Origin of the sequence: Bradyrhizobium sp. SZCCHNS2022 (genome assembly GCF_032377575.1) — a bacterium.
Taxonomy (GTDB): Bacteria; Pseudomonadota; Alphaproteobacteria; order Rhizobiales; family Xanthobacteraceae; genus Bradyrhizobium; species Bradyrhizobium aeschynomenes.
Genome location: NZ_JAUHHZ010000001.1, coordinates 6,652,753 through 6,678,428, shown reverse-complemented (window position 1 = coordinate 6,678,428; position 25,676 = coordinate 6,652,753). Strand labels below are relative to the sequence as shown.

The 25,676-nt window shown below is 66.2% G+C and carries 26 protein-coding genes; 7 read left to right on the top strand and 19 right to left on the bottom strand.

From position 1 onward, the window contains the following. The 3 genes from QXZ94_RS29840 to QXZ94_RS29830 all read right to left on the bottom strand — a co-directional run bounded on the left by QXZ94_RS29840 (nt 1) and on the right by QXZ94_RS29830 (nt 2,392). Nucleotides 1-369, bottom strand: coding sequence for a CsbD family protein (locus QXZ94_RS29840; protein WP_315724456.1), 369 nt, complete (start codon nt 367-369; stop codon nt 1-3). A gap of 75 nt (nt 370-444) precedes the next feature. Continuing rightward, on the bottom strand, nt 445-1,179 hold the full coding sequence (locus QXZ94_RS29835; protein WP_172134424.1) for an SDR family NAD(P)-dependent oxidoreductase: 735 nt from the start codon (nt 1,177-1,179) through the stop codon (nt 445-447). Nucleotides 1,180-1,252: 73 nt separating this feature from the next. Further along, nucleotides 1,253-2,392, bottom strand: coding sequence for a PQQ-dependent sugar dehydrogenase (locus QXZ94_RS29830; protein WP_315724453.1), 1,140 nt, complete (start codon nt 2,390-2,392; stop codon nt 1,253-1,255). Nucleotides 2,393-2,529: 137 nt separating this feature from the next. Here QXZ94_RS29830 and QXZ94_RS29825 point away from each other — a divergent pair, with 137 nt between their 5' ends. Then, complete coding sequence (locus QXZ94_RS29825; protein ID WP_315724451.1) at nt 2,530-3,309, top strand: SDR family NAD(P)-dependent oxidoreductase; 780 nt, start codon at nt 2,530-2,532, stop codon at nt 3,307-3,309. A gap of 134 nt (nt 3,310-3,443) precedes the next feature. Next, a complete protein-coding gene (locus QXZ94_RS29820; RefSeq protein ID WP_315724449.1) occupies nt 3,444-4,331 on the top strand; it encodes a TauD/TfdA family dioxygenase in 888 nt (295 codons plus the stop codon). Between the two features lie 182 nt (nt 4,332-4,513). Here QXZ94_RS29820 and QXZ94_RS29815 read toward each other — a convergent pair whose 3' ends face one another. Continuing rightward, nucleotides 4,514-5,164 carry a YqgE/AlgH family protein gene (locus QXZ94_RS29815; protein ID WP_315724447.1) on the bottom strand — a complete coding sequence of 217 codons (651 nt, stop codon included), beginning with the start codon at nt 5,162-5,164 and terminating at the stop codon, nt 4,514-4,516. A gap of 136 nt (nt 5,165-5,300) precedes the next feature. On the opposite strand from QXZ94_RS29815, the gene QXZ94_RS29810 reads away from it, so the two are divergent. The 3 genes from QXZ94_RS29810 to QXZ94_RS29800 all read left to right on the top strand — a co-directional run bounded on the left by QXZ94_RS29810 (nt 5,301) and on the right by QXZ94_RS29800 (nt 8,452). After that, nucleotides 5,301-6,140, top strand: coding sequence for a protein-disulfide reductase DsbD domain-containing protein (locus tag QXZ94_RS29810; protein ID WP_315724445.1), 840 nt, complete (start codon nt 5,301-5,303; stop codon nt 6,138-6,140). Nucleotides 6,141-6,242: 102 nt separating this feature from the next. Then, nucleotides 6,243-7,616, top strand: coding sequence for a lipopolysaccharide biosynthesis protein (locus QXZ94_RS29805; protein ID WP_315724443.1), 1,374 nt, complete (start codon nt 6,243-6,245; stop codon nt 7,614-7,616). A 176-nt stretch (nt 7,617-7,792) separates the two neighbouring features. Continuing rightward, nucleotides 7,793-8,452, top strand: a complete 660-nt coding sequence (locus tag QXZ94_RS29800; RefSeq protein ID WP_315724441.1) for a L,D-transpeptidase — start codon at nt 7,793-7,795, stop codon at nt 8,450-8,452. Nucleotides 8,453-8,492: 40 nt separating this feature from the next. Here the strand turns inward: QXZ94_RS29800 and QXZ94_RS29795 are convergent, their stop codons facing one another. The 14 genes from QXZ94_RS29795 to cysG all read right to left on the bottom strand — a co-directional run bounded on the left by QXZ94_RS29795 (nt 8,493) and on the right by cysG (nt 21,319). Beyond that, entirely contained in the window at nt 8,493-9,044 is a 552-nt protein-coding gene (locus QXZ94_RS29795; protein WP_315726613.1) for an RNA 2'-phosphotransferase, read from the bottom strand. 9 nt (nt 9,045-9,053) lie between these two features. Beyond that, a complete protein-coding gene (locus tag QXZ94_RS29790) occupies nt 9,054-9,305 on the bottom strand; it encodes a SemiSWEET transporter (protein WP_006614646.1) in 252 nt (83 codons plus the stop codon). A gap of 262 nt (nt 9,306-9,567) precedes the next feature. Beyond that, on the bottom strand, nt 9,568-10,359 hold the full coding sequence (locus QXZ94_RS29785; RefSeq protein WP_172134430.1) for a 3-hydroxybutyrate dehydrogenase: 792 nt from the start codon (nt 10,357-10,359) through the stop codon (nt 9,568-9,570). Nucleotides 10,360-10,364: 5 nt separating this feature from the next. Further along, nucleotides 10,365-11,540 carry a patatin-like phospholipase family protein gene (locus QXZ94_RS29780; RefSeq protein ID WP_315724439.1) on the bottom strand — a complete coding sequence of 392 codons (1,176 nt, stop codon included), beginning with the start codon at nt 11,538-11,540 and terminating at the stop codon, nt 10,365-10,367. Nucleotides 11,541-11,683: 143 nt separating this feature from the next. Continuing rightward, entirely contained in the window at nt 11,684-12,199 is a 516-nt protein-coding gene (locus tag QXZ94_RS29775; protein WP_315726611.1) for a CAP domain-containing protein, read from the bottom strand. 472 nt (nt 12,200-12,671) lie between these two features. Next, on the bottom strand, nt 12,672-13,709 hold the full coding sequence (locus QXZ94_RS29770; protein WP_315724437.1) for a sulfate ABC transporter ATP-binding protein: 1,038 nt from the start codon (nt 13,707-13,709) through the stop codon (nt 12,672-12,674). Continuing rightward, nucleotides 13,699-14,601 (bottom strand): sulfate ABC transporter permease subunit CysW, encoded by a 903-nt coding sequence (gene cysW / locus QXZ94_RS29765; RefSeq protein ID WP_315724435.1) that lies wholly within the window; start codon nt 14,599-14,601, stop codon nt 13,699-13,701. Before cysW ends, QXZ94_RS29770 begins: the two co-directional genes overlap by 11 nt. Before the next feature lie 9 nt (nt 14,602-14,610). After that, complete coding sequence (cysT, locus tag QXZ94_RS29760; RefSeq protein ID WP_172110048.1) at nt 14,611-15,444, bottom strand: sulfate ABC transporter permease subunit CysT; 834 nt, start codon at nt 15,442-15,444, stop codon at nt 14,611-14,613. Nucleotides 15,445-15,489: 45 nt separating this feature from the next. Continuing rightward, on the bottom strand, nt 15,490-16,479 hold the full coding sequence (locus QXZ94_RS29755) for a sulfate ABC transporter substrate-binding protein (RefSeq protein WP_315724433.1): 990 nt from the start codon (nt 16,477-16,479) through the stop codon (nt 15,490-15,492). A gap of 201 nt (nt 16,480-16,680) precedes the next feature. Next, complete coding sequence (locus QXZ94_RS29750; RefSeq protein WP_315724432.1) at nt 16,681-17,406, bottom strand: phosphoadenylyl-sulfate reductase; 726 nt, start codon at nt 17,404-17,406, stop codon at nt 16,681-16,683. Then, complete coding sequence (locus QXZ94_RS29745) at nt 17,403-17,921, bottom strand: DUF934 domain-containing protein (protein WP_315724430.1); 519 nt, start codon at nt 17,919-17,921, stop codon at nt 17,403-17,405. The genes QXZ94_RS29750 and QXZ94_RS29745 overlap by 4 nt, the downstream gene beginning before the upstream one ends. Next, nucleotides 17,908-19,563, bottom strand: coding sequence for a nitrite/sulfite reductase (locus QXZ94_RS29740; RefSeq protein WP_315724427.1), 1,656 nt, complete (start codon nt 19,561-19,563; stop codon nt 17,908-17,910). Before QXZ94_RS29740 ends, QXZ94_RS29745 begins: the two co-directional genes overlap by 14 nt. Nucleotides 19,564-19,573: 10 nt before the next feature. Continuing rightward, on the bottom strand, nt 19,574-19,888 hold the full coding sequence (locus QXZ94_RS29735; protein WP_011924226.1) for a DUF2849 domain-containing protein: 315 nt from the start codon (nt 19,886-19,888) through the stop codon (nt 19,574-19,576). Continuing rightward, the gene (gene cysG, locus QXZ94_RS29730) at nt 19,889-21,319 is read right to left on the bottom strand and encodes a siroheme synthase CysG (protein WP_315724423.1); all 1,431 of its coding nucleotides are present in this window, start codon (nt 21,317-21,319) and stop codon (nt 19,889-19,891) included. It abuts the gene before it with no gap. 234 nt (nt 21,320-21,553) lie between these two features. Here cysG and cysD point away from each other — a divergent pair, with 234 nt between their 5' ends. Both cysD and cysC read left to right on the top strand, forming a co-directional pair. After that, entirely contained in the window at nt 21,554-22,348 is a 795-nt protein-coding gene (gene cysD, locus QXZ94_RS29725; protein WP_172110560.1) for a sulfate adenylyltransferase subunit CysD, read from the top strand. A 17-nt stretch (nt 22,349-22,365) separates the two neighbouring features. Beyond that, nucleotides 22,366-24,282 carry an adenylyl-sulfate kinase gene (gene cysC, locus QXZ94_RS29720; protein WP_315724421.1) on the top strand — a complete coding sequence of 639 codons (1,917 nt, stop codon included), beginning with the start codon at nt 22,366-22,368 and terminating at the stop codon, nt 24,280-24,282. 206 nt (nt 24,283-24,488) lie between these two features. On the opposite strand, the gene QXZ94_RS29715 is transcribed toward cysC, so the two are convergent. Then, on the bottom strand, nt 24,489-25,520 hold the full coding sequence (locus QXZ94_RS29715; RefSeq protein ID WP_315724419.1) for a cytochrome-c peroxidase: 1,032 nt from the start codon (nt 25,518-25,520) through the stop codon (nt 24,489-24,491). Nucleotides 25,521-25,676: the final 156 nt, after the last annotated feature.

Below are 25,676 nucleotides of genomic sequence, written 5' to 3'. Positions count from 1 at the left end.
TCAGTAGCGCCAGCGCTGCGGCTGCGGCCGGCTCGAGGGGCGCATCAGCATGGCGAGCATGAAGCCGATGCCGCCAGCGACCAGCAGCGCGCCCATCGGATTGTCCTGAACCCGCTTGGTCAGCGCCTGGGTGCCGTCACGCAGCGTGTCGGTGCTGCTGCCGAACGTGTCCTTGGCGTAGTCCATGGCCGCATCGCCGGCCTCGCGCGCGGCGTCCTTGGCCTGACCGTAGAGATTCTGCACGACACCCGACGCCTCGCGCGCACGCCCCGACGCCTGGGTGCTCTTGTCGCCGGTCATCTCGCCAATGCCGGCTTCGACCTTGCCTGCGACATCCTTCGCCGTTCCGGTCAAACGATCCGTATCCATCGCCGCTTCTCCTTGTCTCGCGTTTGCGGGCTTTCCGCTGTGCTAACCAGCAGGGACGAGGACGGTTCCGGCCGACTACAAAATCAGGCCGCCATCGACGACGATGGTCTGACCGATGATGTAGGACGACAGCGGCGAGGCGAGGAACAACGCCGCGCCTGCCATGTCCTGCGGCGTGCCCAGCCGCCTCAGTGGAATGCGCTGCAGGGCGCCTTCGAGGCGCTGCGGATTGGCGGTCGTCACCTTCGTCATCTTGGTATCGACGAGACCCGGCGCGATGCCGTTGACGCGGATGCCGTCCGCGGCCCACGCCTCGGCCAACGTCCGTGTCAGCCCGACCGCGCCGGTCTTGGACGCGTTGTAGGCCGGATTGCCCATGGTCGAATGAAAGGCCGCAGTCGACGACACGATGATCAGCGCGCCCTTGGCATCGCGCAGCAGACTGTGAAACTTCGTCGCGCAGGCCATCAAGCTGATGAGATTGACCTCCATCACCTTGCGGAAGCCGTCCATCGCGAACTCGCCGCGACGGTACAGCACCGCGCCCTGTGCCAGCACCAGCACGTCGAGCCGCCCGAAGCGCGGCGCGAACGCCTCGATCGCGGCGGCATTGCTGACATCGAGCTGCTGATAGTCCAGCCCGTCGAGATCGGAGCCTTCGTCAGCCGCATAGTCCGCCGCGCTGGCGCGCGTGCCGCAGACCGCGACCTCAGCGCCCTGCTGTCGAAACGCCTGCGCGATGCCGTTGCCGATGCCGCTGGAACCGCCGACCACCAGCACCTGCCGTCCCGAGAAATCGAGCGCGTTCATCTCCCTGGCCCTTGTCTTGTTGTTTGTTCGACCTGTGTGGAGAGCACCGGCCGCGCTGTCAACGCCAGCGGCCTCACTTCGAAGGCGTCAGCCGCTTGAGCCGGCCGGGCGAGTCGTCCTCGATGATCCAGACGGCACCATCGGGCGCCACCGCAACGTCGCGGATGCGCTCACCCATATCCCAGCGCTCGGCCTCGTCCGGCTGGCCGTCCCCACGGAACGCCACGCGCACCAGCGCATGCGCCCTGAGCCCCCCGATCAGCGCCGATCCCTTCCATTGCGGGAACAAGGCGCCATCATAGAAAGCGAGGCCCGCGGGCGCGATCACCGGATCCCAATAGAGCGGCGGCGCCGTGAGGTCCGGCCGTGTCGCATGACGCGGGATCGGCGTGCCGTCGTAATTGTCGCCGTTCGAGACCAGCGGCCAGCCGTAGTTCTTTCCCGGTTCGATCAGGTTCAGCTCGTCGCCACCGCGCGGGCCCATCTCGTGCAGCCAGAGCCGGCCGTCCGGGGCGAAGGCAAGGCCATAGGGATTGCGATGGCCCGTGGTCCATGTCTGGGCCCGCACACCCTTGTCCTCGGCCATCGGATTATCCGACGGCGTCGCGCCATCGAGATTGAGCCTGAGCACCTTGCCGCGGGCCTGGCGTGGATCCTGGGCGCTGGTCGGCTGCATGCGGTCGCCGACGGTCAGGAACAGATGTGTTCCGGCTGGATCGAACGCGATGATGCCGCCGGGCTGACCGCCGCCGCCCGCCGGCGTCTGCCGCCAGATGACCGTCGGTTCGCTCAGCATGGCGCGATCGTTGGCCAGCGACAGAACGGCACGGGTGAGCACGAGGCGGCTGCCCTCGGTGCTCGGCTCGGTATAGCTGATATAGACCTGCGACGTCGTCGCGAAGGCCGGTGAGATCGCGATGTCCAACAGGCCGTTCTGCCCGCGTGCGGCCACCGCCGGCACGTTGCCGATCTCGGTCTTCTGGCCGCTCTGGGTCACGATGTAGATCCGTCCGGGCTTCTCCGTGATCAGCATCCGGCCATCGGGCAGGAAGGCGATGGCCCAGGGCGTATCGAATTCGGCTACGCTCTGCGCATTGAAGGGCTGCACGGCGCTGGCCTTGCGGCCACCGGCGTTGATGCCGTCCGCCTGCGCCACATCGGCAGCAAGCAATCCCGCTGCCAAAGCCAAGCCAATGACTGTCTTGAACGCCATGATCACTCCGGTTCGTTGAGCCCTGTCGTGAGGCAACGTGAATGCCGCCATGTCGGATCGGTGCTGACCAAATGCGTCCGATCAGTGATAATCCCGAAGGCGCCGACGCGATGTGCATTTTTCCGTGAGCCGCAAATATGCAGGACCACAAGCAACTCAGCCGATCCGTCCAGGGATTGAACGTCCTGATCACGGGTGCGGCATCCGGGATGGGCCGTGCGACCGCGCGCGTGTTCGCCGACGACGGGGCGCGGGTCGCCGTCACCGACATCGACGCGGACGGCGCGCGCGCCGTGGCGACGACCATCGCGGTGGCAGGCGGAACGGCGCGCGCCTGGCAGCTCGACCTGACCGATCGCGACGCCATCACGGCCGTGGTCAACGAGGCCGCGGCACATTTCGGCGGGCTCGACATCGTCGTCAACAATGCCGGCATCTCGGTGCGCGTCGCGATCGACGACGACAGCTATGACGACGCCTGGGCCAAGGGTCTTTCCGTGATGCTCACGGCGCAGCAGCGCGTCATCCGCGCCGCGCTGCCGCATCTGCGTCGGTCGCGATGCCCGCGCATCGTCAACATCGCTTCGACCGAGGCGCTCGGCGCGACCGCGCTGCATAGCGCCTATTCCGCCGCCAAGGCGGGCGTCACCGGACTGACGCGCTCGCTCGCGGTCGAGCTCGGCCGCGACGGCATCACCGTCAACTGCATCTGCCCGGGGCCGATCACGACGGCGATGACCGCGCGCATTCCCGACGAGCAGAAGGCCATTTATGCGAGACGGCGCACCGCGCTCGGACGATACGGCGATCCCGAGGAGGTGGCGCATATGACGCTGAGCCTGTGCTTGCCGGCGGCCTCGTTCATCACCGGCGCCGTCATTCCGGTCGACGGCGGGCTGATGGCCCGCAACGCGTGACGTCTGACGGGCCGGCATGACAGCCGTGCGCGAGGTTGCCCGGTGCACGAATTGACTTCATCCATTGCGGGCGTAGCCTTGGGGCCAGAAGCGAACGGCAGTTCGCCATCACGAGGGCACGCAAGGAGGACGCCATGGCGATCGCCATTCGGCAGTTGCATCCCCATTTCGTCGGCGAGGTCTCGGGCGTCGATCTGCGCGCTCCGCTCACGCGCGACGACGTCGCAGCATTGCAGGCCGCGATCGATCACTACGCCGTGCTGGTGTTCCATGATCAGGACATCAGCGACGAGCAGCAGCTTGCCTTCGCGCTGAATTTCGGCGAGCGCGAGCAGGCGCGCGGCGGTACGGTCACGAAGAAGGAGGACTATCGCCTCACCACCGGACTGAACGACGTCTCCAACCTCGGCAAGGACGGCAAGCCGCTGCCATCAGACCATCGCACGCATCTGTTCAATCTCGGCAACTGCCTGTGGCATTCCGACAGCTCGTTCCGGCCGATCCCGGCGAAGTACTCGATCCTGTCGGCGCGCATCGTCAATCCGAAGGGCGGCAATACCGAGTTCGCCGACATGCGCGCCGCCTATGACGCGCTCGATCAGGAGACCAAGGCGGAGATCGAGAATCTCGTCTGCGAACATTCGCTGATGTATTCGCGCGGCTCGCTCGGCTTCCTCGACTACACCGAGGAGGAGAAGGCGATGTTCAAGCCGGTCAGGCAGCGCCTGGTGCGCACGCATCCGGCGCATGGCCGCAAATCGCTGTATCTATCATCGCATGCCGGCGCGGTGCTTGGCATGAGCATGCCCGAAGGACGACTGCTGCTGCGCGATCTCACCGAACACGCCACGCAGCCGGAGTTCGTCTACGTCCACAGATGGGCGCGACACGATCTCATCATGTGGGACAATCGCCAGACCATGCACCGCGTGCGCCGCTACGATCAGTCGCAACCCCGCGACATGCGCCGCGCGACGGTGGCCGGCACCGAGCCGACGGTGGCGCAGCAGGCGGCGGAGTAGCTCGTCTCCCCCGCGGCTGTCAGAAGAGGTCGTCATTGCGAGGAGCGCAGCCACGACGCATTCCAGAGTCGCCGTGGGACTCTGGATTGCTTCGCTGCACTCGCAATGACCGTGGAGAGGCAGACGGCCCACTATGACGGGCAGTCAGGCCGCCGGGCCGGGACGTGCGCTATCGAGAAGACCTACGCATGGCCCGCGGCGTTGGACAGCATGCCCGGATCGATGCCGATCTTGCGCAAGGCCAGATCGTATTTGTCATCGACATTATCGCCGAAGATCAGCTCGGGATCGGCGTCGCAGTGCAGCCAGCCATTGTCCTGGATCTCCTCCTCGAGCTGGCCGGCACGCCAGCCGGCATAGCCGAGCGCGAGAATGGCGTGCTTCGGGCCGTTGCCCTTGGCGATCGCCTTGAGGATGTCGATCGTCGTCGTCAGGCACACGCCGTCGTTGATCTTCAACGTCGCGTTGGCGATGAAGTAGTCGCTCGAATGCAGCACGAAACCGCGGCCGGTATCGACCGGACCGCCGCTCAGCACCTTCATGGTCTCGGCGCTGTCCGGCAGGCTGATCTGGTCGCCCTTCTCGATGATATTCAGTTGCATCAGGAGCTGCGGGAAATCGATGCTGCCGGCCGGCCGGTTCACCATGATACCCATGGCGCCTTCGGCGGAGTGGGCGCACAGATAGATCACGGAGCGCTCGAAGCGGGAATCACCCATCACCGGCATTGCGACCAGCAACTGGCCGTCGAGGTAACCGCCTTGAGAGGCATGATCCCCGATCCCGGTCATTTTGCGGCGAATGTCGCCCAGCCTTTTTGCTTCAGGATTCATCCGCAAGGACTCTCATGATGGTTGATATCCTGATATTGGGATGCGCATCTGTCAATCAAGGTTCAGGCCTCAGCGTCCGAATCCGCTCACAAGCAATTCAATGGTTTGCGCCCGATCCAAACTTTAAAGACGTCTCATGTCCGCCTTGGTTCCTCGTCTTCCCGCCACACTGCTCGCCGCCGTCGTTGTGCTGTCCTGGCCTTGTGCCGGAGCACGGGCGCAGGATTCCTCGCCCTGGCAGCGCGACGGCCACTCCGCGATCCGCCTGCTCGCAGGGTCGCGCAGCGGGCCGGTCATGCTCGGCGGCATCGCCATCCAGCTGCAGCCGGGATGGAAGACGTACTGGCGCACGCCCGGCGATTCCGGTGTGCCGCCGCGATTCGACTTTTCCAAGTCGGACAATGTCGAAGCGGTGACCGTCCTGTGGCCGGCGCCGACCAAGTTCGACGACGGCGCCGGCGGACATTCGCTCGGCTATCACGATCAGGTCGTGCTGCCGTTGCGCATCGTCGCCAAGAGCGCCGACAAGCCGATGACGTTGCGCGCCGACATCAGCTACGCCGTCTGCGAGAAGATCTGCATCCCGGTGGAAGCCAAGGCGGAGCTCGCCTTCACCAGCGTCGCCAGCACCGAGGACGCGTCGCTGTCGGCCGCGCTCGACACGGTGCCGAAGCCCGCCAATGTCGGTGACGCCACTCCGTTGACGATCCGCAGTGTCAGGCGCGACGGCAGGAAGGACGTCATCGTCGATGTTGCCGCGGCTGATCCGCGCGGCATCCATCTCTATGTCGAGGGACCGACACCGGACTGGGCCTTGCCGATCCCGCAAGCGCGCGACAGCGACACGCCCGGCATCAAGCGCTTCGCCTTCGAGCTCGACGGCGTGCCGCCCGGCGTCAAGCCCGATGGAGCGGCGCTGAAGTTCACTCTGGTGGCGCCCGACAAGGCCTACGAGTTCAACGTCAACCTGCCATGAGCCGCGCCGGCGGACCGGGCACAGCCCGTCCAACCCATTCTTAACGATGCGTTGATAGGACAGGATCCTCGCCGCCCTCCGTGCGGCCGTGGAGCCTTCGCCGTGGCCGTGATCGACGCCCGTACCACCGCATCATCAGGCCTCGCAGCCCGGTTGAAAGCGCGCCTGCGCGCGCTCGGCGGCAGCGGCGAAGCGTCGCTGACGCGGCGGCTGGCCGGCACCATCTTCCTGATCCGCGTGCTCAGCGCCGGCCTCGCTTATCTCAGCCAGATCCTGCTGGCGCGCTGGATGGGCGGGTCGGACTACGGCACCTACGTCTATGTCTGGACCTGGGTGCTGCTGCTCGGCAGCATGCTCGATTTCGGCATCGCCTCCTCGGCGCAGAAGATCATCCCGGACTACCGCACCTCGGGCCAGCACGCGCTGCTGCGCGGCTTTCTCTCCGGCGGCCGCTGGCTGACCTTGGCGACGTCCACGGTCGCCGCGCTGCTGCTCGCCGGATTGATCGCGCTGCTGTCGCCGTGGATCGACGCCAGCGAGCGCATGCCGCTCTACATCGGCTGCCTCACGCTGCCCGCCTTCGTCGTCGCCAACACCCAGGACGGCATCGCGCGCTCGCACGACTGGATGGCGCTCGGGCTGATGCCGCAATTCATCATCCGCCAGACGCTGATCATCGGCTTCACCGCCGGCGCATTCATGCTCGGGCTGCAGCTCGGCGCCACCGTGGCGATGGCCGCGAGCGCGGCGGCGGTGTGGCTCGCGATGCTCGGCCAGATGCTGGTGCTGAACCGCAGGCTCGGCCGCCACATCGAGGCGGGGCGCAAACAATACGATCTGCGCGGCTGGCTCGCGATCTCGCTGCCGATCCTGCTGGTCGAGAGCTTCTATCTGCTGCTGTCCTACACCGACGTGCTGGTGCTGCAGCAATTCCGTTCCTCCGAGGAGGTCGGCATCTATTTCGCAGTCGTCAAGACGCTCGCGCTGGTGTCGTTCATCCACTACGCGATGTCGGCGACGACGGCGCATCGCTTCGCCGAATATCACGCGCTCGGCGACAAGGCGCGACTGTCGGCCTATGTGGCCTACGCGATAAAATGGACGTTCTGGCCGTCGCTGGCGGCGACGCTGGTGCTGCTCGCGCTCGGCAAGCCGCTGCTGTGGCTGTTCGGCGCGCAATTCACTGCGGGCTACGACATCATGTTCATCGCCGCGATCGGCCTCGTGGTCCGCTCCGCGATCGGTCCCGTCGAACGCCTCCTCAACATGCTCGGCCAGCAGCGCGCCTGCGCGATGGCCTATGCGGCGGCGTTCGTGATGAACCTCGTTTTGTGCATCCTGCTGGTGCCGCAGTTCGGCGGCCATGGCGCGGCGGCGGCCACCTCGCTGTCCCTCGCGTTCGAGACCGTGCTGCTGTTCCGTATCGTCAAGCAGCGCCTCGGGCTTCACGTTCTCGCCTTCGGCAAGGCATCGTGAGGAACCGGTCTCGACGCATCTGTTGCGTCATCTTGACCTTCGCCTGACGGAACTGAGAGCGTCGCATCACCGCAGCCTGGGACACGCAGCGATCACGCAAGTGTTGGGTGCAACGCCTTGATATTGGCGCGATCCTCCGGGCACATGAATTCGACCGCGCGTTGGGGGAGATCGAGATGTCGAGACTGGGGCTCGCAGTGTCGCTGGCCGGCACTTTGTTGGTGGCCGGCTGCATGGAAGCGACGTTGTCGCCGACCTCCGATGCAGCGCTCACCCCCCGCGATCGTCAGTTGCTCGCGCGCGCCCCCTACGCCGAGGCGCAGATCCCGCAGCAGTTCCAGCGCCACATCGTCGAATACACGCGGCAGGAGCAGCCGGGCACGATCGTCGTCGATACCGATGCGCGCTTCCTCTACTACGTGCTGCCCGAACGCAAGGCGATCCGCTACGGCGTCGCCGTCGGCGAGGAGGCGCAGGCCTTCCACGGCGTCGCCACGGTCGGCAAGCTCGCCGAATGGCCGGACTGGGTTCCCACCGCCGAGATCCAGGCCCGGCTCGGGCCGTATCCGAAGCGCGTCGCCGGCGGCCCCGCCAATCCGCTCGGCGCCCGCGCGATCTATCTCTACGAGGGCAACAAGGACTCGCTGTACCGCATCCACGGCACCAACCAGCCGGAATATATCGGCCAGGCGATCTCGTCCGGCTGCATCCGCATGACAAACACCGACGTCGCCGATCTCTACAGCCGCGTGCAGCTCGGCTCGACCGTGGTCGTGCTGCCGCCCGGCCAGAGCGTCGCCGCCACCAGCACAAACATCTTCGCGCGGCGCAGCTGACCGCTGCGACGTTCCGCATGTCGGCCGGACCGTGCTCAGCTCAGGGCGCGGCGGCAGTGGTCAGGAATTCCGGCGGCACCACGTCGGTCAGCCAGACACCGTTGTCAGCAACGTAGAATCGCAGGCCCGCACGATGCATCGCTGCGGCATCGACCCGCAGCACGATCGGCTTGCCGTGCCGCCGCCCGACATTCACAGCCGTCGCGTGGTCGAGAGACAGATGCACCTGCTGGCGTGATTGCGGCTTCAAGCCCTGCGCCATGATCGATTCGACGAACCGGGTCGCCGTGCCGTGATAGAGCACAGCCGGCGGCTCGCGCGGCGTCAGGCCGAGCTCGACAGCCACCGAATGGCCCTGCGCGGCGCGAATGCGCTGCCCATCCTCCGAGACGGTGAAGCGCTTCTTGTCACTGGTCGCGACCACGTGCTCGAGGTCCGCCCGGCTGAACGCCGTTCCCGCCGCGGCGGCGCGGGCGATCAGATCATCGATGACAACCCAGCCCTGGGCGTCCAGCGCGAGGCCGATCGTCTCCGGCTGATGCCGCAGCACGAGACTCAGGAATTTGCTCAGGCGCACCGGATCGGAAGCCATCATCAGCGCCTAACCGTAGCGCAGCTTCAGGCCGAGGATCGCCGCGACCAGACCCAGCGTGATGGCGTTGGCGACGACCAGCGGCAGGTCGCTGATCAGCGCGCCGTAGAGCAGCCACATCGAGTTGCCGGTGGTCTGCAGCACAAACATGCCCATCGAGATGTCGTGGGTCGAGCGCGAGCGCCACGCCTTGATGACCTGGGGCAGGAACGAGCATGTGGTGCAGGTGGCGGCGCCGAGGCCGATGATGGTGGTCAGCAAGATGAGGTCCGTGCGCTAGCCGTGGAAACGCACGCTTGTAGAATAGCGCGCGCCGAAGCGAAACCCGCTCCGGCGCGAATTTGATCGCTTCGCGTGAGAGGCGCTCGACCTCGCGACACCCTCGGTCGTTCCCCGCGAAGGCAGGGAATCCAGTACGCCGCGGCCTCTCGATCACGCACTGCCGTCTCTGGAATACTGGATCGTCCGCCTGCGCGGACGATGACAGCAAGGGTGGGGCAGGCCCCGCCCCAATCGAACAAAGCTACGCGGCGGTCCAGCCGCCGTCGATCGACAGATTGGTGCCGGTGATCTGCGCGGCATCGTCACCGCACAGGAACAGCGCCAGCGCCGCCACCTGCTCCGACGTCACGAACTCCTTGGTCGGCTGTGCCGCCAGCAGCACGTCGTTGATGACCTGCTCCTTGGTGAGATTGCGCGCCTTCATCGTGTCGGGGATCTGCTTCTCGACCAGCGGCGTCCAGACGTAGCCCGGCGAGATGCAGTTGCAGGTGATCTTGAAGGTGGCGAGCTCGAGCGCCACCGTCTTGGTGAGCCCGGCGATGCCGTGCTTGGCCGAGACATAGGCCGACTTGAACGGCGAGGCCACCAGCGAATGCGCGGAGGCCGTGTTGATGATGCGGCCCCAGCCGCGCTTCTTCATGCCCGGCACCGCGGCGCGGATGCCATAGAAGGCAGACGAGAGATTGATGGCGATGATCTGCTCCCACTTCTCCGGCGGGAAGTCTTCGACCGGCGAGACGAACTGGATGCCGGCATTGTTGACGAGGATGTCGACCGAGCCGAACGTCGTCTCGCCGAGCGCGATCATGCCGGCGATCTCGGCCGGCTTGCTCATGTCGGCCGGCGAGTGCACGGCCTTCACCTTGAAGTCGCTCTCGATCGCGGCACGCTCCTTCTCGATGTCGGCGGGCGCGCCGAAGCCGTTGAGGACGATGTTTGCGCCGGCCGAGGCAAAGGCGCGCGCATAAGCGAGCCCGATGCCGCTGGTCGAGCCGGTCACGACCGCGGTCTTGCCCTTCAAATTCGTCGTCATGTGCTTCACTCCTTCTTGGCGGCGGCGAGGCCGCCGTCCTGCGTGAGATCGTAGGTGACCATGGTCTCGCCGGACTGCGGCCGCTCCAGCCAGTCCTTGTGACTCATCGACTGGTGGACGTCGCGCACACCCGCCTCCCAATGCTCGACCATCGCGACATGGGAAAAATCATAGTCCTTGGAGGACGTCTCGTAGTTCTTGCTGCGATAGATCAGGTGCACCACCGTCACGGTGTTCTCCTGCGCCGCCTTGCACAGGATCTCCAGCGACGGATCGTTGCGCAGCTCGTCGGGCAGCTTGGCGTAGAGCTCGCGGAACGCCTTGCGCGTGTTGTGGATCATCCGGTTCTTGTCGGTGTTCATCCGCGTGCGGCTCGAATAGCGGATGTCCTTCTCGCGCTCGGCCGCTTCCAGCAGGGTTCGCGGCAGTTCGCCACGGGCGGAGAACAGGTCGACCTGGAAGATCAGCAGATCGCGATCGGTCTCGCTGTCGAGCACGTAGTCCAGCGGCGTGTTCGACGCGATGCCGCCGTCCCAGTAATGCTCGCCGTCGATCTCGACCGGCGGGAAGCCGGGCGGCAGCGCGCCCGAGGCCATGATGTGCTCAGGCCCGATACGCTTGCCCTGCTTCTTGAATTCGACATTGTCGAAATAGGTGAAGTTGCCGGTGGTGACGCCGACGGCGCCGACCGACAGACGCGTCTTGAGGTCGTTGATGCGATCGAAATCGACCAGCCGCTCGAGCGTCCGCTTCAACGGCGCAGTGTCGTAGTAGCTGACGGATTGCAGGCTGCCGGCCGGCCACAGCGGGGCCGGCGGGAAGCGCGGCGTGAAGAAGCCGGGCACGCCGAACGCCGCGATGAGCGCCGCGCTCGCCTCGTTGAAGGCCGAGCGGTGATGGTCGCCGTCGAGCAGCGGCTTCCAAGGCACCGGGGACGACACCATCTCCCAGAACTCCTTGAGACGGCCGATGCGCCTGTCGCGGTCATTGCCGGCGATGATCGCGGCATTGATCGCGCCGATCGAAATACCGGCGACCCATTCCGGCTCGAAGTCGAAATGACACAGCGCCTGGTAGGCGCCGGCCTGATAGGAGCCGAGCGCGCCGCCGCCCTGCAGGACGAGAACACGTTGCGACTGGGTGGGGGTTGCGGGCTGCGGGGGAAATGGATGTTGCGTCATTACGGCGGTCATTAGCAAAGCGAGGCGCCACCGTGGCGTCACTTCGCGGTGACGTCAATCCACCCCAAGGTCTGGGTGACGACCGTCACACGAGATCGCCGCGGACGCGGCACCAGTGCGCAAGGCTGCGGCAGGCCTGCCTGTCACGACGGCTTCTTGGCATCCGGCGCGGCCAGAATCATGGTCCAGAACACCTTGTACTTGGTATTGGGCGCGTAGCTCGCGGCGATGCCTATTTTGGTGACACCCGTCTTGAGCATGTTGGCCCGGTGCGGCGGCGAGTCCCGCCAGCCGGAAAAGGCCTCCGCCAGCGTATGGTAGCCGGCCGAGACGTTCTCCACCGCCACCACCGCATCATAGCCCGCACCCGTCAGGCGCTTGGCCAGCGGCGCACGCACGTCGTGATCGAGCTTGTTCTTGTCGGCCATCGCGTTCGATTGCGACTCCGCGAGCCGCATCAGCTCGGGGTCGACCTCGACCGTGCCGAGCCCGTTGTTCTGACGGTACTGTGAGATCATCGTCGCGGCAGCGACGGCATCGAGCTTTGCTCCGGCAACCGCCATGTCGGCATACATGGTCGGCGCCTGCACGACCGGCGCCTCCGCCGCGCAGCCGGCGAGCAGGAATGCGATGGAGAAAGCGATTGCCCGATGCTTCAATGAACCGATCCCTATGCCGATAACAGAGGCGGGTTGTTGCACATCAACCGTGGCTGAAAGGTGAATCGACGGTAAGTTCCATCGATGCAATTCGAGCCGTTCCGGCCGGCAACGGTTCGTCAACCATAATGGCAGTTCGGTCAAGCCAAGGACGGCGCAACACCCTCGGTGTCGTCCCGGCCTCCGCGCCGGGACCCATAATCCGCAGCGGCTCTGGTGAGACGTGATGCCGCTCCAGCGTGCCTCGAACAGGCTGCACGGAGTATGGATCCCGGATCGGCGCCCGCCAACGCTTTCGCGTTGCCGGGCTTGTCCGGGACGACACTGATGGTTGAGGAGCCAGCGTGCAGATGAACAGTGCGACTTGGCAAGCTGTCGCCGCACGAGCGCTGCGCTCCCTCTCCCCGTCCTTCACGGGGAGAGGGCTGGGGTGAGGGGCAGCCGCACGGGAAGTGCAGCGAGCAAGCCGCCGCTACCCGCCGGCGAAGATCCGGTAATGCCGCGGCTTCAGTCCGACCCTATCGCCGATGCGCAGCTCGCGATCGCGCGGGGCGTCGATCTCGATGGTGGAGCCTTCCGTGAGCGCGATCTCGGCGCGCTGCACCGGACCGAAGCTGCGCACATGGGTCACGGCGCCATGCAGCGTGCCGCTGTCGGCCGGACCGATCAGCATGTCGTGGCGGCGCACGAACAACGTTGAGGCGCCAGCGGCGCCGCCCTCCACGGCGATGTCCAGAGGCCGGCCGTTGAGATGCACGGCGCCGCCGGTGATCTCCACCGGCAGCATGATCGACTCGCCGATGAAGCCATGGACGAAGGCGGTCGCCGGGCTGTCATAGACGTCGCTGGGAGAGCCGACCTGCTCGATGCGGCCCTTGTCCATCACCACGACGCGGTGTGCGACCTCCAGCGCCTCCTCCTGATCGTGCGTGACGAAGATCGACGTGACGTTGATCGAGTGATGCAGGGTGCGCAGCCATTGCCTGAGCTCCTTGCGCACCTTGGCGTCGAGCGCGCCGAACGGCTCGTCGAGCAGCAGAATGCGCGGCTCGATGGCGAGCGCGCGTGCCAGCGCGATACGCTGGCGCTGGCCGCCGGAGAGCTGGCTCGGATAGCGGTCGGCGAGCCAGTCGAGCTGCACGAGGTCGAGCAGCTCCTTCACGCGCGCGCGGATCTGCGCCTCGGTCTTGCGGATGCGACGCGGCTGCACGCGCAGGCCGAAGGCGACGTTCTCGAACACGTTCATGTGCCGGAACAGCGCGTAGTGCTGGAACACGAAGCCGACATGGCGCTCGCGCGCACCACGGTCGAGCGCGTTCTCGCCGTCGAACAGGATCTCGCCGGCGTCGGGCCATTCCAAACCGGCGATGATGCGCAGAAGCGTGGTCTTGCCGGAGCCTGAGGGGCCGAGCAGCGCCAGCAGTTCGCCATTGGCGACCTTGAGATCGACGCCGTCGAGCGCCTTGAACGCGCCGAAGCTCTTGACGACGCCTCTCGCTTCAATCGTCATGCGGCATGTCCCCGTCGATGTTGCGTTCGAGAATGGTCTTGGCGATGAGCGTGATCAGCGCCAGCATCGCGAGCAGCGAGGCGATCGCGAACGACGCCACCATCTGGTACTCGTTGTAGAGGATCTCGACCAGCAGCGGCATCGTGTTGGTCTCGCCGCGGATGTGGCCGGACACCACCGACACCGCGCCGAACTCGCCCATCGCCCGCGCGTTGCACAGCAGGACGCCATACAGCACGCCCCATTTGATGTTGGGCAAGGTGACGCGGAAGAAGGTCTGCAGGCCCGAAGCGCCGAGCGAGATCGCCGCCTCCTCCTCCTGCGTGCCCTGCTCCTGCATCAGCGGGATCAGGGCGCGAGCCACGAATGGAAATGTGACGAAGATCGTGGCGAGCGCAATGCCGGGAAACGCGAAGAGAATCTGCAGATCGTGATCCTGCAGCCACGGCCCGAGAAAGCCCTGCGCGCCGAACAGCAGCACGAAGACGAGGCCGGAGATGACGGGGCTCACCGAGAACGGCAGGTCGATCAACGTGATCAGGAAGGTCTTGCCGGGAAAGTCGAACTTGGTGATCGCCCAGGCGGCGGCAAGGCCGAACACCAGGTTGGTGCCGACCGAGACGGCCGCAACACCGAGCGTGAGGCGGATGGCGGACCACGCCTCGGGGTCGGCCAGCGCGGACAGGTAGGCCACCACGCCCCTGCCGAACGCCTCCACGAACACGACCACCAGCGGCAGCACGACGAAAACGGACAGAAAGGCGATCGCCAGGGTGATGATGGCGACGCGAACGATGGCAGGCTCGGCGCGCGGATCGCGGCGGGCGGCGCTCTCGGCAAGGCTGCGCGCCGAAGCGTCCGGCGTCCGTTGCAGGGTCATCTCGATGCTCATGTCGCGGCCTCAGGTGGACGCCTGGGACTGGGCCCAGCGCTGCAGGCGATTCACCGCGAAGATGATTACGAATGCCACCACGAGCATCACCACTGCAATGGCCGTGGCGTCGGCATAGCGGAACTCGGACAGGCGGATCACGATCAACAGGGGAGCAATCTCGGAGACGTTCGGGAGATTGCCGGCGATGAAGATCACCGAGCCGTACTCGCCGACCGCGCGGGCGAAGGCGAGCGCGAAGCCGGTGAGCAACGCCGGCGTCAGGCTCGGCAGGATCACCTTGGTGACGATGTGCCAGCGGCTGGCGCCGAGGCTGGCAGCCGCCTCCTCTATTTCCGGATCGAGATCGATCAGCACCGGCTGCACGGTGCGGACCACGAAGGGGATGCCGATGAAGATCATCGCGATGAAGATGCCGAGCGGCGTGAACGCCACCTTGATCCCCATCGCGGCCAGCGGCGCGCCGAGCCAGCCCTTTTGCGCGAACAGCGCCGTCAGCGCCACACCGGCGACCGCCGTCGGCAGCGCGAACGGCACGTCGACGATGGCGTCGAACAGCCGTCGGCCCGGGAAGCGGTAGCGCACCAGCGCCCAGACCACGATCGTGCCCATCACGAGATTGACGCACGCAGCCGCGAAAGAGAGGCCGAACGAGATCTTCAGCGCGCTCAACGTGCGCCGGCTGGTGACGATATCCCAGAACTGCGCCAGGCTCAGGTCGGTCGAGCGGACGAACAGCCCGGCCAGGGGAATCAGCACGATCAGGGACAGCCAGGTCAGCGTCAGTCCCATGGTGAGACCGAAGCCCGGCAAGGTGCTGCGACGGGGTGCAAGTACGCTCAAGAAGCCACCTGGCTCATTCCGATGTCCCTATCCCGTACCGCATCATCAGTTCTTGTAGATCTGATCGAAGATGCCGCCCTCGCCGAAATGATCCTTCTGCGCCTTGGTCCAGCCGCCGAACACGTCGTCGATCGTGAACAGATCGAGCTTGGCGAACGCGTCGGCGTAGGTCCTGGCCACGTCGGGATCGCGCGGACGATAGAAGTTGCGTGCGGCGATTTCCTGGCCTTCCTTCGTATACCAGTACTTCAGATAAGCTTCGGCAGCCGCCTGCGTGCCCTTCTTGGCCACAACCCGGTCGACGACGGCAACTGGCGGTTCGGCCAGGATCGACAATGACGGCGAGATGATCTCGAACTTTTCCTTACCGAATTCTTTCAATGCCAGATAGGCCTCGTTCTCCCAGGCCAGCAGCACGTCGCCGACGCCGCGCTCGACGAAGGTGACGGTGGCACCGCGGGCGCCGGTGTCGAGCACGGGAACGTGCTTATAAAGGTCGGCGACGAACTGCCTGGCCTTGTCGGCCGAGCCGGTCTTCTTCAGCTGGTAGCCCCAGGCGGCCAAGTAGTTCCAGCGGGCGCCGCCGGAGGTCTTCGGATTGGGGGTGATGACGTCGACCCCCGACTTGAGCAGGTCGTCCCAGTCCTTGATGCCCTTGGGGTTGCCCTTGCGGACCAGGAACACGATGGTCGAGGTGTAGGGCGCGGCGTTCTGCGGCAAACGCTTCTGCCAATCCTTGTCGAGCAGCCCCCTGCCCGCGATGGCGTCGATGTCATAGGCCAGCGCCAGGGTCACGACGTCGGCCTGCAGGCCGTCCATCACGCTGCGCGCCTGGGCGCCAGAGCCGCCATGCGACTGCTTGATCTCGACGCTCTTGCCGGTCTCCTTCTGATAGCTCGCCGCAAACGCCTTGTTGAACTCGACATACAGCTCACGGGTCGGATCGTAGGACACGTTGAGCAGGCTCACGTCGGCGGCATAGGCCGATCCCGCCCAGGCCAGACCAGCGACAACCGCCAGAACACGCCGCATCATCGAAGCTCTCCATTCCAGGCCCGCGATATCGCAGGCGCGCCCTGCAGATCGCCGGATCTGCCCGTCCGAGTCAACGAAACCGGATTTTCTTGTTTCCGGCTGGACATCAGCATTTTGCTACGATGTGCCCAGCCTCGGCATAGCTGTTCTTGCCGCGACACAATGTCGTCGTGACTGCCCTCAGAGCCGATCGGGATTCAACTAAACCGCCGAGGTTGCCACCGTGTGGATGCCGCATTCGGTCTTGTCACGGCCGCGCCAACGGCCCGCGCGTTCGTCTTCGCCATGATCCGACCGGCTCGTGCAGGGCATGCAGCCGATCGAGCGGAAGCCCGCGGCCACCAGCGGATGCTGCGGCAGGTCCGCCAAGCGATAGATGTCCGCGATGTCGTCGCGGGTCACATTGGCGAACGGATTGAATTTCACCCGCGCGCCGTCCTGCTCGACGACGGGAATCGCTGCACGCAAGCCGCCCTGGAAACGCTTGCGGCCGTTGATCCAGGCTGCGAAGGGCGCCAGCGCCCGCGCCAACGGCTCGACCTTGCGGATGCGGCAGCAGGCGTCGGGATCGGAGAACCAGAGTTCGTTGTCGGCATCCTCGCGCGCCAGGGCCGCGGCGTCGGGCTTGATCGAGCGTACGTCGCGCAAGCCAAGGATCTCGATCAGCCGGTCGCGGTAAGCGAGCGTCTCCGCGAACATGTGCCCGGTGTCGAGGAAGATCACCGGGATCGCCGGATCGACATCGGCGGTCACTTTCAGCAGCGCCGCCGATTCCGATCCGAAGGAGGAGACGACCGCAAGCCGCTCGCGGCCGATCGCCTGCAATGCAGCCGCGATGACCTCTTGCGGCGAGGCCGTGCGTAGCGCGGCGTCCAGCGACGCGACCGGCACCAGTCCGGGGGACGACGATGCAGCCAAAGTGCTCACAGTCCTGCACTCTCCGAATGACGCAGCTGCAACCGCTGATGCAACGCCGAGATGCGGCCATCGCCGGCCGGCTGGTAGAACACCGAATAGCGCTTCACGGTCTCGGTGAACGCTTCCGCGTCCGCCTGCTTCTTGACGTCGAACGCGTCGAAGCCGGCGCGCAGCATGAACACGAACTGATCGCGCAGCACCTGGCCCGTGGCGCGCAACTCGCCGCGATAGCCGTAGCGCTCGCGCAGCAGGCGCGCCTGGGTGTAGGCGCGGCCGTCGCGGAAGCTCGGGAACACCAGCGCGACCAGCGCGAGCCGGTCGAGATAGGGCACGAGATCGTCGACATCGCGATTGTTCGGCCAGATCACGCCGAGCTTGCCACCGGCGCGGCCGGCAAGCTCCTCGGGGCCGGCCAGAAACCGCGTCTCGGAGACGAGGATCGCGCCCTGCGCAGGCAGCTCGGCATCGTCGGTGAGGCGGACGAACGCGTCCGCGATGATGTGTCCGCCCTTAACGAGTGGCATAAACCCGCTCCCTGAATGGTTCGACCCCGAGCCGCTTCACCGTGTCGACGAACAGCTCCTCGGGGCGCGCGCGCAGCGCAAGATAGGCTTCGACGATGTCCTCGACGACATCGGCAACTTCAGCATAGGGCACCGCGGGGCCGATCAGGCTGCCGAGCTCGGCGCCCTCGTCGGCACGGCCGCCGATCGTGATCTGGTAGAATTCCTCGTTGTTCTTCTCGACGCCGAGGATGCCGATGTGGCCGACATGATGATGGCCGCAGGCATTGATGCAGCCGGAGATGTTGATGTGCAGCCGGCCGATCAGGTTCGCGGTGTCGTGATTGGCGAAGCGCCGCGTGATCTCCTGCGCGATCGGAATCGAGCGCGCATTCGCCAGCGAGCAATAGTCGAGCCCCGGGCAGGCGATGATGTCGGAGACGAGGTTGACGTTGGGGATCGCCAGCCCGATCGCCTCGAGCGCCTTCCACACCGCCGGCAGGTCGCGCTTGCGGACATGCGGCAGCGCCAGGTTCTGCTCGTGGCCGACGCGGATCTCGCCGAAGGAATATTTGTCGGCGATGTCGGCGAGCGCATCCATCTGGTCGGCGGTCGCATCGCCCGGCGGCTTGCCGATGGGCTTCAGCGACACCACCACGATCGCATAGCCCTGCGTCTTGTGGGCGAACACCGAGTTCTTGCGCCAGGCCTCGAAGGTCGGATCGGCTGCGGCCTGCCTGAGTTCGTCCGGCATGGCCGGCAGCGTCTCGTACGCCGGATAGAAGAAGCGCGAGCGGATGTCCTCGATGATGCCCTGGTCGAGCTTGAGCACGCCGTCGCGGATCTGCTGCCATTCCTCCTCGACCTCGGCGGCGAATGTCTCGATGCCGAGCTCGTGCACCAGGATCTTGATGCGGGCCTTGTAGATGTTGTCGCGGCGGCCGTACTGATTGTAGACGCGCAGGATCGCCTCGACATAGCTGAGAATGTCGTGGCCATGCACGAACGGCTTGATGGTCTTGGCAATGAACGGCGAGCGGCCGAGGCCGCCGCCGACCAGCACCTCGAAGCCGGTCTCGCCCTGCTCGTTCTTGAGGAGCCGCAGGCCGATGTCGTGGATCTTGATCGCGGCGCGATCGTGCTCGGACGCGGTGATCGCGATCTTGAACTTGCGCGGCAGGAACGAGAATTCCGGATGAAGCGTCGTGAACTGGCGCAGCAGCTCGGCCCAGATGCGGGGATCCTCGACCTCGCCCGGCGCGACGCCGGCCCACTGGTCCGAGGTGACGTTGCGCATGTTGTTGCCGGAGGTCTGCATCGACTGGATGCCGACCTCGGCGAGATCGGCCATCGCATCCGGCAGCTCGGCGAGCTTGATCCAATTGAACTGGATGTTCTGACGGGTCGTGAAATGGCCATAGCCGCGATCGTAGCGGCGCGCGACATGCGCCAGCCGGCGCAGCTGGTTCGACGCCAGGGTGCCGTAGGGAATGGCGATGCGGTACATGTAGGCGTGCAGCTGGAGATACACGCCGTTCTGCAGCCGCAGCATCTTGAACTCGTCCTCGGACAGTTCGCCCGAGAGGCGGCGCTTCACCTGGTCGCGGAATTCGGCGACGCGCTCATTGACCAAAGTGCGGTCGATTTCGTCATAAGCATACATGAGAAGGCCTTCAGGCTTGAGCCGGGAGCGCGATGGTGGCGCCCGTCAGCCGGATGTGTTCGCGCATGTTGCCGGGCTTGACTGCGCCGTCGGCTGCGACCTCGACCGGCGCGATATAGGGGCCGATGGCGTTGAGATCATCGGCCACCGCTTCCGTCAGCAGCGCGCGCGCCTCGTCGGCGGTGCGCACGATCGCCGCGTCGGTCAGCTCATCGGACCAGCTCTTGCTGCCGGTGCGGTAGATGACGGCGCCGTCCCACGTGCGGTTCGCGGTGACGATCGAGGGACCGGTGATCTTGATCTTCTGTTGCAGCGGAGAGGTCATTCAGACGGGTTCCAGGAGTTGTTCAATCACGCCACTGAGGTTCTGCTGACGCCACGGCGCCGAATGCGCCACGACGTCACCGATGATGAGGATGGCCGGGCCGCCATCGATCTTGGCAACGAGCTCCGGCAATTGATCGAGCGTCCCGACCGCGGCCTGCGCATCGGGACGCGTCACGCGTGCGAACACGCCGACAGGCGTGTGCGGCGAGCGGCCCGCAGCGAGCAGGCCAGAGCGCACCGCGGGCGCCGCGGTCATGCCCATGTAGACGACGACGGTCATCTTGGTGTCGGTCAGCACCGACCAGTCGACCGCCTCGGCGTCGCGCTCCTTGTGCGCGGTGAGGAAGGTGATGCGCAGCGCCTTGCTGCGGAAGGTCAAGGGCACCTCGAACTGCGCGGCGGCGCCGATGCCGGCGGTGATGCCCGGCACGATGCTGTAGGACACGCCGGCCTTGCGCAGCGCATCCACTTCTTCGCCGCCGCGGCCGAACACGAAAGCGTCGCCGCCCTTCAGGCGCACCGCGCGCTTGCCTTCGCGCGCGGCGTCGATCAGCAGCTTGTTGACGGCTTCCTGGCCGATGCCGGGCTTGCCGACACGACGCCCGACCGGCACGCGCGAGGCGTCGCGGCGGATGCGGTCGAGAATCTCCGGCGTCACCAGCTCGTCGTAGAACACGACGTCGGCATCCTGCAGCGCGCGCAGCGCCTTGATCGTGAGAAGATCGGGATCGCCGGGACCGGCGCCGACCAAGGTGACATGGCCTTCGCTGCGGCCGGCATGATCGGCGCCCGCGAATGCGGCGGGATCGGCGATGCCGTGCAGCGCCGCCTCGGCTTCCTGCTTGCGGCCGGCCAGCACCAGCGCGCCGATCGGGCCGTCGACGATGCGCTCCCAGAACCGGCGCCGCAGCGGCATCTCGGAGATGCGCGGATTGATGGTCTTGCGGAAATCGCCGATGAAGCTCGCGAGCTCGCCGATCCGTGCCGGCAGCAGCGCCTCGATGCGCTCGCGCACGCGCCGCGCCACCACCGGCGACGAGCCGCCGGTGCCGATCGCGACCACGACGTCGCCGCGATCGACGATCGCCGGGAAGATGAAGCTGGAATGCGCGAGGTCGTCCATCACGTTGACGGGAAGACCCATGCTGCGCGCCCGCGCCGACATTGCCACGCCGATGTCGCCGGCGCCCGCGCACAGCACCGCGATGACGCCAACGAGATCGGCACTCAGCGGATCGCCGTCAGCACGCTCGATCTGGCCGTGATCATCGCGCAAGCCGCCGAGATCGAAGTCGCCATCGGTCGCAAACCAGCGGATGCGGGCACCCGCGGACAGCAATACCCGCAGCTTGGCACGCACGAGCTCGCCCGCGCCGATCAGCAGCACGGGGCCGGTCTTGAGATCGAGAAATACCGGCAGATATTGCATTGCGCTCTTCGGCTTCGACACTTCGGGGTTGACTGGAATTATTTTCTATATAAGTGTCACGCCGCGGACGTAAAGAGAAAATTATTCCTTGGCTTCGCCATAGAATTTTCTCCCAAGCAGGCGATGGCTGACAGCATGCACATTCTCACCAACGACGTTTCCAGAGACCGGTTGCCCTCATCCGAGATCGAGCAAGCATCTTCCATGCCGCGCGTCCTCAGCGCCGCGCCCACGATGGACCATCTCGATCAGCTGGAGGCGCAGAGCATTTACATTCTCCGCGAGGCCTTTGCACGGTTGAAGAAGCTCGCGCTGCTGTGGTCGCTCGGAAAAGATTCCAACGTGATGATCTGGCTGGCGCGCAAGGCGTTCTTCGGCCGCGTACCGTTCCCGGCGATGCATGTCGATACGGCCAAGAAGTTTCCGGAGATGTACGCCTTCCGCGACACCTACGCGAAGGAATGGGGCCTCGACCTGAAGATCGAGCCGTGCCCGCCGATCGATGCGGTCGATCCGACGCTGCCCCCCGCTGCGCGCTCGGCTGCACGGAAGACCGAGGGCCTGAAGATGGCGCTCGCCAAGCACGGCTTCGACGGCCTGATCGCCGGCATTCGCCGCGACGAGGAGGCGACGCGCGCCAAGGAGCGCGTGTTCTCGCCGCGCGGCGCCGAGGGCAACTGGGACGTCCGCGACCAGCCGCCGGAGTTCTGGGACCATTTCAACGCCTCGCCGCCGCAAGGCGCGCATTTGCGCATCCATCCGATCCTGCATTGGACCGAGGCCGACATCTGGGCCTACACCGCGCGCGAGAACATCCCGATCATCCCGCTGTATCTGTCGAAAAACGGCAAGCGCTATCGCTCGCTCGGCGACCAGGACATCACCTTCCCCGTCGCATCGAACGCCTCGAACATCGCGGAAATTCTCGCCGAGCTGGAAAGCACCAAGGTCCCGGAGCGCGCGGGACGCGCGCTCGACCATGAGACCGAGGACGCCTTCGAGCGTCTGCGCGTCGCCGGCTATCTCTAAAGCGGAGCCCGAGGATCATGAACATGAGAGTCCCGGCCGCCGCTCCCGCCACGCCGAACGGCACCACCCGTCCGCAGGTTCGCATCGTCATCGTCGGCCATGTCGATCACGGCAAGTCGACCCTGGTCGGCCGCCTGCTGCATGAGACCGGCAGCCTGCCCGAGGGCAAGCTGGAGATGCTGCAGGCGGTGTCGGCGCGCCGCGGCATGCCGTTCGAATGGTCGTTCCTGCTCGACGCGCTGCAGACCGAGCGTGACCAGGGCATCACCATCGACACCACCCAGATCCGCTTCCGCACCAATGCGCGCGAGGTCGTGCTGATCGACGCGCCCGGCCATGCCGAGTTCCTGCGCAACATGATCACCGGCGCCGCGCAGGCCGACGGCGCGGTGCTGATCATCGACGCGCTCGAAGGCGTGCGCGACCAGACCCGCCGCCACGGCTATCTGCTGCATCTGCTCGGCGTGAAGCAGGTCGCGGTCGTCGTCAACAAGATGGACCGCGTCGATTTCGGCGAAGACCGCTTCGACGCGATCAAGGCCGAGATCTCGGCACATCTCGAAGGCCTCGGCGTCAAGCCGGTCGCCGTCATCCCGATCTCCGCGCGCGACGGCGACGGCGTCGCCGAGCTGACCTCGCGGATCGGCTGGTATGGCGGTCCGACCGTTGTCGAAGCGCTCGACGGCCTGGAGCCGGCCAAGCCGCTGTCGAGCCTGCCGCTGCGCCTGCCGGTGCAGGCGATCTACAAGTTCGACGACCGCCGCATCGTCGCCGGCCGCGTCGAGGCGGGCGAATTGCGCTCAGGCGACGAGATCGTGATCATGCCGGCCGGCAAGATCGCGAAGATCAAGACCGTCGAGGGCTGGCCGCAGACGCCGGTCACGACGCCGCAAGGCGCCGGACGCTCGGTCGGCATCACGCTCGACCGCGAGCTGTTCATCGAGCGCGGCGACGTCATCGCCCATGTCGGCCGCGAGCCGCAGGCCGCGCGCCGGCTGCATGCCCGCATCTTCTGGCTGCACGACCAGCCGCTCGCCAAAGGGGACAACATCCTGGTGCGGCTCGGCACTCGCGAGGCCCGCGGCAGCGTGGTCGCGATCGAGAAGGCGGTCGATCCCGGCTCGCTGTCGAACGAGGAGAACGCGTCGATCGCGCGCAACCATGTCGGCGAGATCGAGATCGCGCTGACCCAGCCGGTCGCCGTCGACCCCTACACCGAGAATGCGCGCACCGGCCGCCTGGTCATCGAGGTGCAGGGCCGCATCGCCGGCGGCGGGCTGGTGCTGTCGATCGCAGCGGGCAAGCGCGCCGCGCCGGTCGACATCATGCCGGTGGAATCGGCGCTGCAGCCGCAGGAGCGCGCCGACCGCTATCGTCACAAGGGCGCGGTGGTCTGGATGACCGGCCTGCCCGGCGCCGGCAAGTCCACGCTCGCGCGGGCACTGGAGCGGCGGCTGTTCAGCCGCGGCGGCGCGCCCGTGCTGCTCGACGGCGACACCGTGCGCGCCGGCCTCAACAGGGATCTCGGCTTCACGCCGGAGGACCGCGCCGAGAACATCCGCCGCCTCGCCGAGGTCGCGACCCATCTCGCCCGCAACGGCCATATCGCGATCGTCGCCGCGGTGTCGCCCGCGCGCGAGGATCGCGCCGCCGCGCGTCGGGTCGCCGGCGACCTGTTCCGCGAGGTCTATGTCGCCACCGCCGCCGAGATCTGCGAGAGCCGCGACCCCAAGGGCCACTACGCCAAGGCCCGCGCCGGAAACTTGCAGAACTTCACCGGCATCGGCACCGACTACGAGCCGCCGCTGGATGCGGAGCTCGTCATCGACACCGCGACGCGCGGCATCGCCGACGCCACCGACGAGCTTGAATCGCTGCTGTCGAAAACGGGCGTGCTGTTCGACGACATCGCCGACCTCGGCGCGAACATCTGACGTCTTGGTTCCCACACCACGTCATTCCGGGGCAAGGCCGCAGGCCTTGAACCCGGAATCTCGACGTTATTGCATTCTTTCCTAACAACCTCGAGATTCCGGGTTCGATCGTCAACGCACAACCGCTTCGCGGCTGCGCATTGCCGATCGCCCCGGAATGACGGGCAGGACGTCAGAGCTCGATGTGGTGACTGCTCAGACCCGCGCTACAGCGCCCCGACATACGCCGTGAGATCGTCGACCTCGTCCTCGGTCGGCAGCCGCGAGTCCATCTTCTTGGCATAGACGTCCCACATGAGCTTGACGGCATCGCGCAGCGATGCGGTGCGGCCATCGTGGAAGTACGGCGCGGTCGATGCGACCGCATGCAAGGTCGGCACCTTGAACTTGCCGCCGGTGCCGATGTCGTCCTTGCTCTTCTTGTCGAAGCTCGGCAACTGATGACAGGTGCCGCAGCCGCCATCGCCGATATAGAGATCGTAGCCGCGCTTCACGGCCGCGCTCGCGTCGGGCCGCGGCGTGCCGTCCTCCTTGACCTGCCAGTTGGCCGGATAGTTCAAGGTGCGCACATAGGCGACCAGCGCCGCCAAGGTCTGCTGCGACGGCTCCGGGCCCTTCATGCGGTTGACGATGATGCCGCGGATGCTGTCTTCGAGCGTCGCCGCCTGCCCCGCCCAGCCGAACACCGCGCGCTCGCCGACACCCCACAAGGTCGGCGTGTTGCGGCCATTCGGGTCACCGTCGGCAACGACATCAAGGCCGACATAGGTCTTGTTGTTGGTGTGTCCGGTCGAGAAGTGGCAGGTGGCGCAGGACGCCTTGTTGCCGCCCGACAGGCTCGTATCGTTGAACAGCTCCAGCCCCTTGGCGGCGAGCTCGGTCTCGTACAGCGGCCCGGGCGGCGTCACCGCCGCGCCAACCGTCGTGGACTGCGCCGGCGGCTCCGTGGCACCAGCCGTGGTGGACTGCGCCGGCGGCGGCTCGGTCGCTGCGGTGGCGGGCGGAGTCTTCGGCTTCTTCGCCGCGGCGGCAGCGGGTCGAACCCTGGGCTTGTGAGCAGGCTCGGCCGCATGCACGGACTTCGGCTTCAACGCAGCGACGAGCAGCTGCATCAGCGTCGGCGCCGGCTTCGTCTCGGCCGGGCGGAGATATGGCGTCACCGACTTGTCCGCCGCAAGCGCGGGCAGCGTGAGCAGGCCCAGACACAGGACGACCGACCGCAGCCCAGTGAACGACATCACCCGTCTCCCCCCGACACGCTAGATGCAAGTCGTTATCGACAGCCTTTACGTCCGAAGTGGGACTGTGCAGGGGCAATGAATCGGCGCGGACAAAGTCCTTGCGAGACGCACGCACGAGCCCATGCTCGCGCTTCAGTTCTTTCTACGAGTAGC

What these genes read in the sequence shown, in the direction of transcription:
- QXZ94_RS29815 (WP_315724447.1), bottom strand. Translation starts at nt 5,164, where the DNA reads ATGAATCCTGAAGCAAAAAGGCTGGGCGACATTCGCCGCAAAATGACC.
- QXZ94_RS29755 (WP_315724433.1), bottom strand. Translation starts at nt 16,479, where the DNA reads ATGATGCGGCGTGTTCTGGCGGTTGTCGCTGGTCTGGCCTGGGCGGGA.
- QXZ94_RS29770 (WP_315724437.1), bottom strand. Translation starts at nt 13,709, where the DNA reads ATGACGATTGAAGCGAGAGGCGTCGTCAAGAGCTTCGGCGCGTTCAAG.
- QXZ94_RS29820 (WP_315724449.1), top strand. Translation starts at nt 3,444, where the DNA reads ATGGCGATCGCCATTCGGCAGTTGCATCCCCATTTCGTCGGCGAGGTC.
- cysG (WP_315724423.1), bottom strand. Translation starts at nt 21,319, where the DNA reads ATGCAATATCTGCCGGTATTTCTCGATCTCAAGACCGGCCCCGTGCTG.
- QXZ94_RS29735 (WP_011924226.1), bottom strand. Translation starts at nt 19,888, where the DNA reads ATGACCTCTCCGCTGCAACAGAAGATCAAGATCACCGGTCCCTCGATC.
- QXZ94_RS29810 (WP_315724445.1), top strand. Translation starts at nt 5,301, where the DNA reads ATGTCCGCCTTGGTTCCTCGTCTTCCCGCCACACTGCTCGCCGCCGTC.
- QXZ94_RS29840 (WP_315724456.1), bottom strand. Translation starts at nt 369, where the DNA reads ATGGATACGGATCGTTTGACCGGAACGGCGAAGGATGTCGCAGGCAAG.
- QXZ94_RS29740 (WP_315724427.1), bottom strand. Translation starts at nt 19,563, where the DNA reads ATGTATGCTTATGACGAAATCGACCGCACTTTGGTCAATGAGCGCGTC.
- QXZ94_RS29780 (WP_315724439.1), bottom strand. Translation starts at nt 11,540, where the DNA reads ATGACGCAACATCCATTTCCCCCGCAGCCCGCAACCCCCACCCAGTCG.
- cysD (WP_172110560.1), top strand. Translation starts at nt 21,554, where the DNA reads ATGGACCATCTCGATCAGCTGGAGGCGCAGAGCATTTACATTCTCCGC.
- QXZ94_RS29715 (WP_315724419.1), bottom strand. Translation starts at nt 25,520, where the DNA reads ATGTCGTTCACTGGGCTGCGGTCGGTCGTCCTGTGTCTGGGCCTGCTC.
- QXZ94_RS29745 (WP_315724430.1), bottom strand. Translation starts at nt 17,921, where the DNA reads ATGCCACTCGTTAAGGGCGGACACATCATCGCGGACGCGTTCGTCCGC.
- QXZ94_RS29800 (WP_315724441.1), top strand. Translation starts at nt 7,793, where the DNA reads ATGTCGAGACTGGGGCTCGCAGTGTCGCTGGCCGGCACTTTGTTGGTG.
- QXZ94_RS29830 (WP_315724453.1), bottom strand. Translation starts at nt 2,392, where the DNA reads ATGGCGTTCAAGACAGTCATTGGCTTGGCTTTGGCAGCGGGATTGCTT.
- QXZ94_RS29785 (WP_172134430.1), bottom strand. Translation starts at nt 10,359, where the DNA reads ATGACGACGAATTTGAAGGGCAAGACCGCGGTCGTGACCGGCTCGACC.
- cysW (WP_315724435.1), bottom strand. Translation starts at nt 14,601, where the DNA reads ATGAGCATCGAGATGACCCTGCAACGGACGCCGGACGCTTCGGCGCGC.
- QXZ94_RS29825 (WP_315724451.1), top strand. Translation starts at nt 2,530, where the DNA reads ATGCAGGACCACAAGCAACTCAGCCGATCCGTCCAGGGATTGAACGTC.
- QXZ94_RS29835 (WP_172134424.1), bottom strand. Translation starts at nt 1,179, where the DNA reads ATGAACGCGCTCGATTTCTCGGGACGGCAGGTGCTGGTGGTCGGCGGT.
- QXZ94_RS29795 (WP_315726613.1), bottom strand. Translation starts at nt 9,044, where the DNA reads ATGGCTTCCGATCCGGTGCGCCTGAGCAAATTCCTGAGTCTCGTGCTG.
- cysC (WP_315724421.1), top strand. Translation starts at nt 22,366, where the DNA reads ATGAACATGAGAGTCCCGGCCGCCGCTCCCGCCACGCCGAACGGCACC.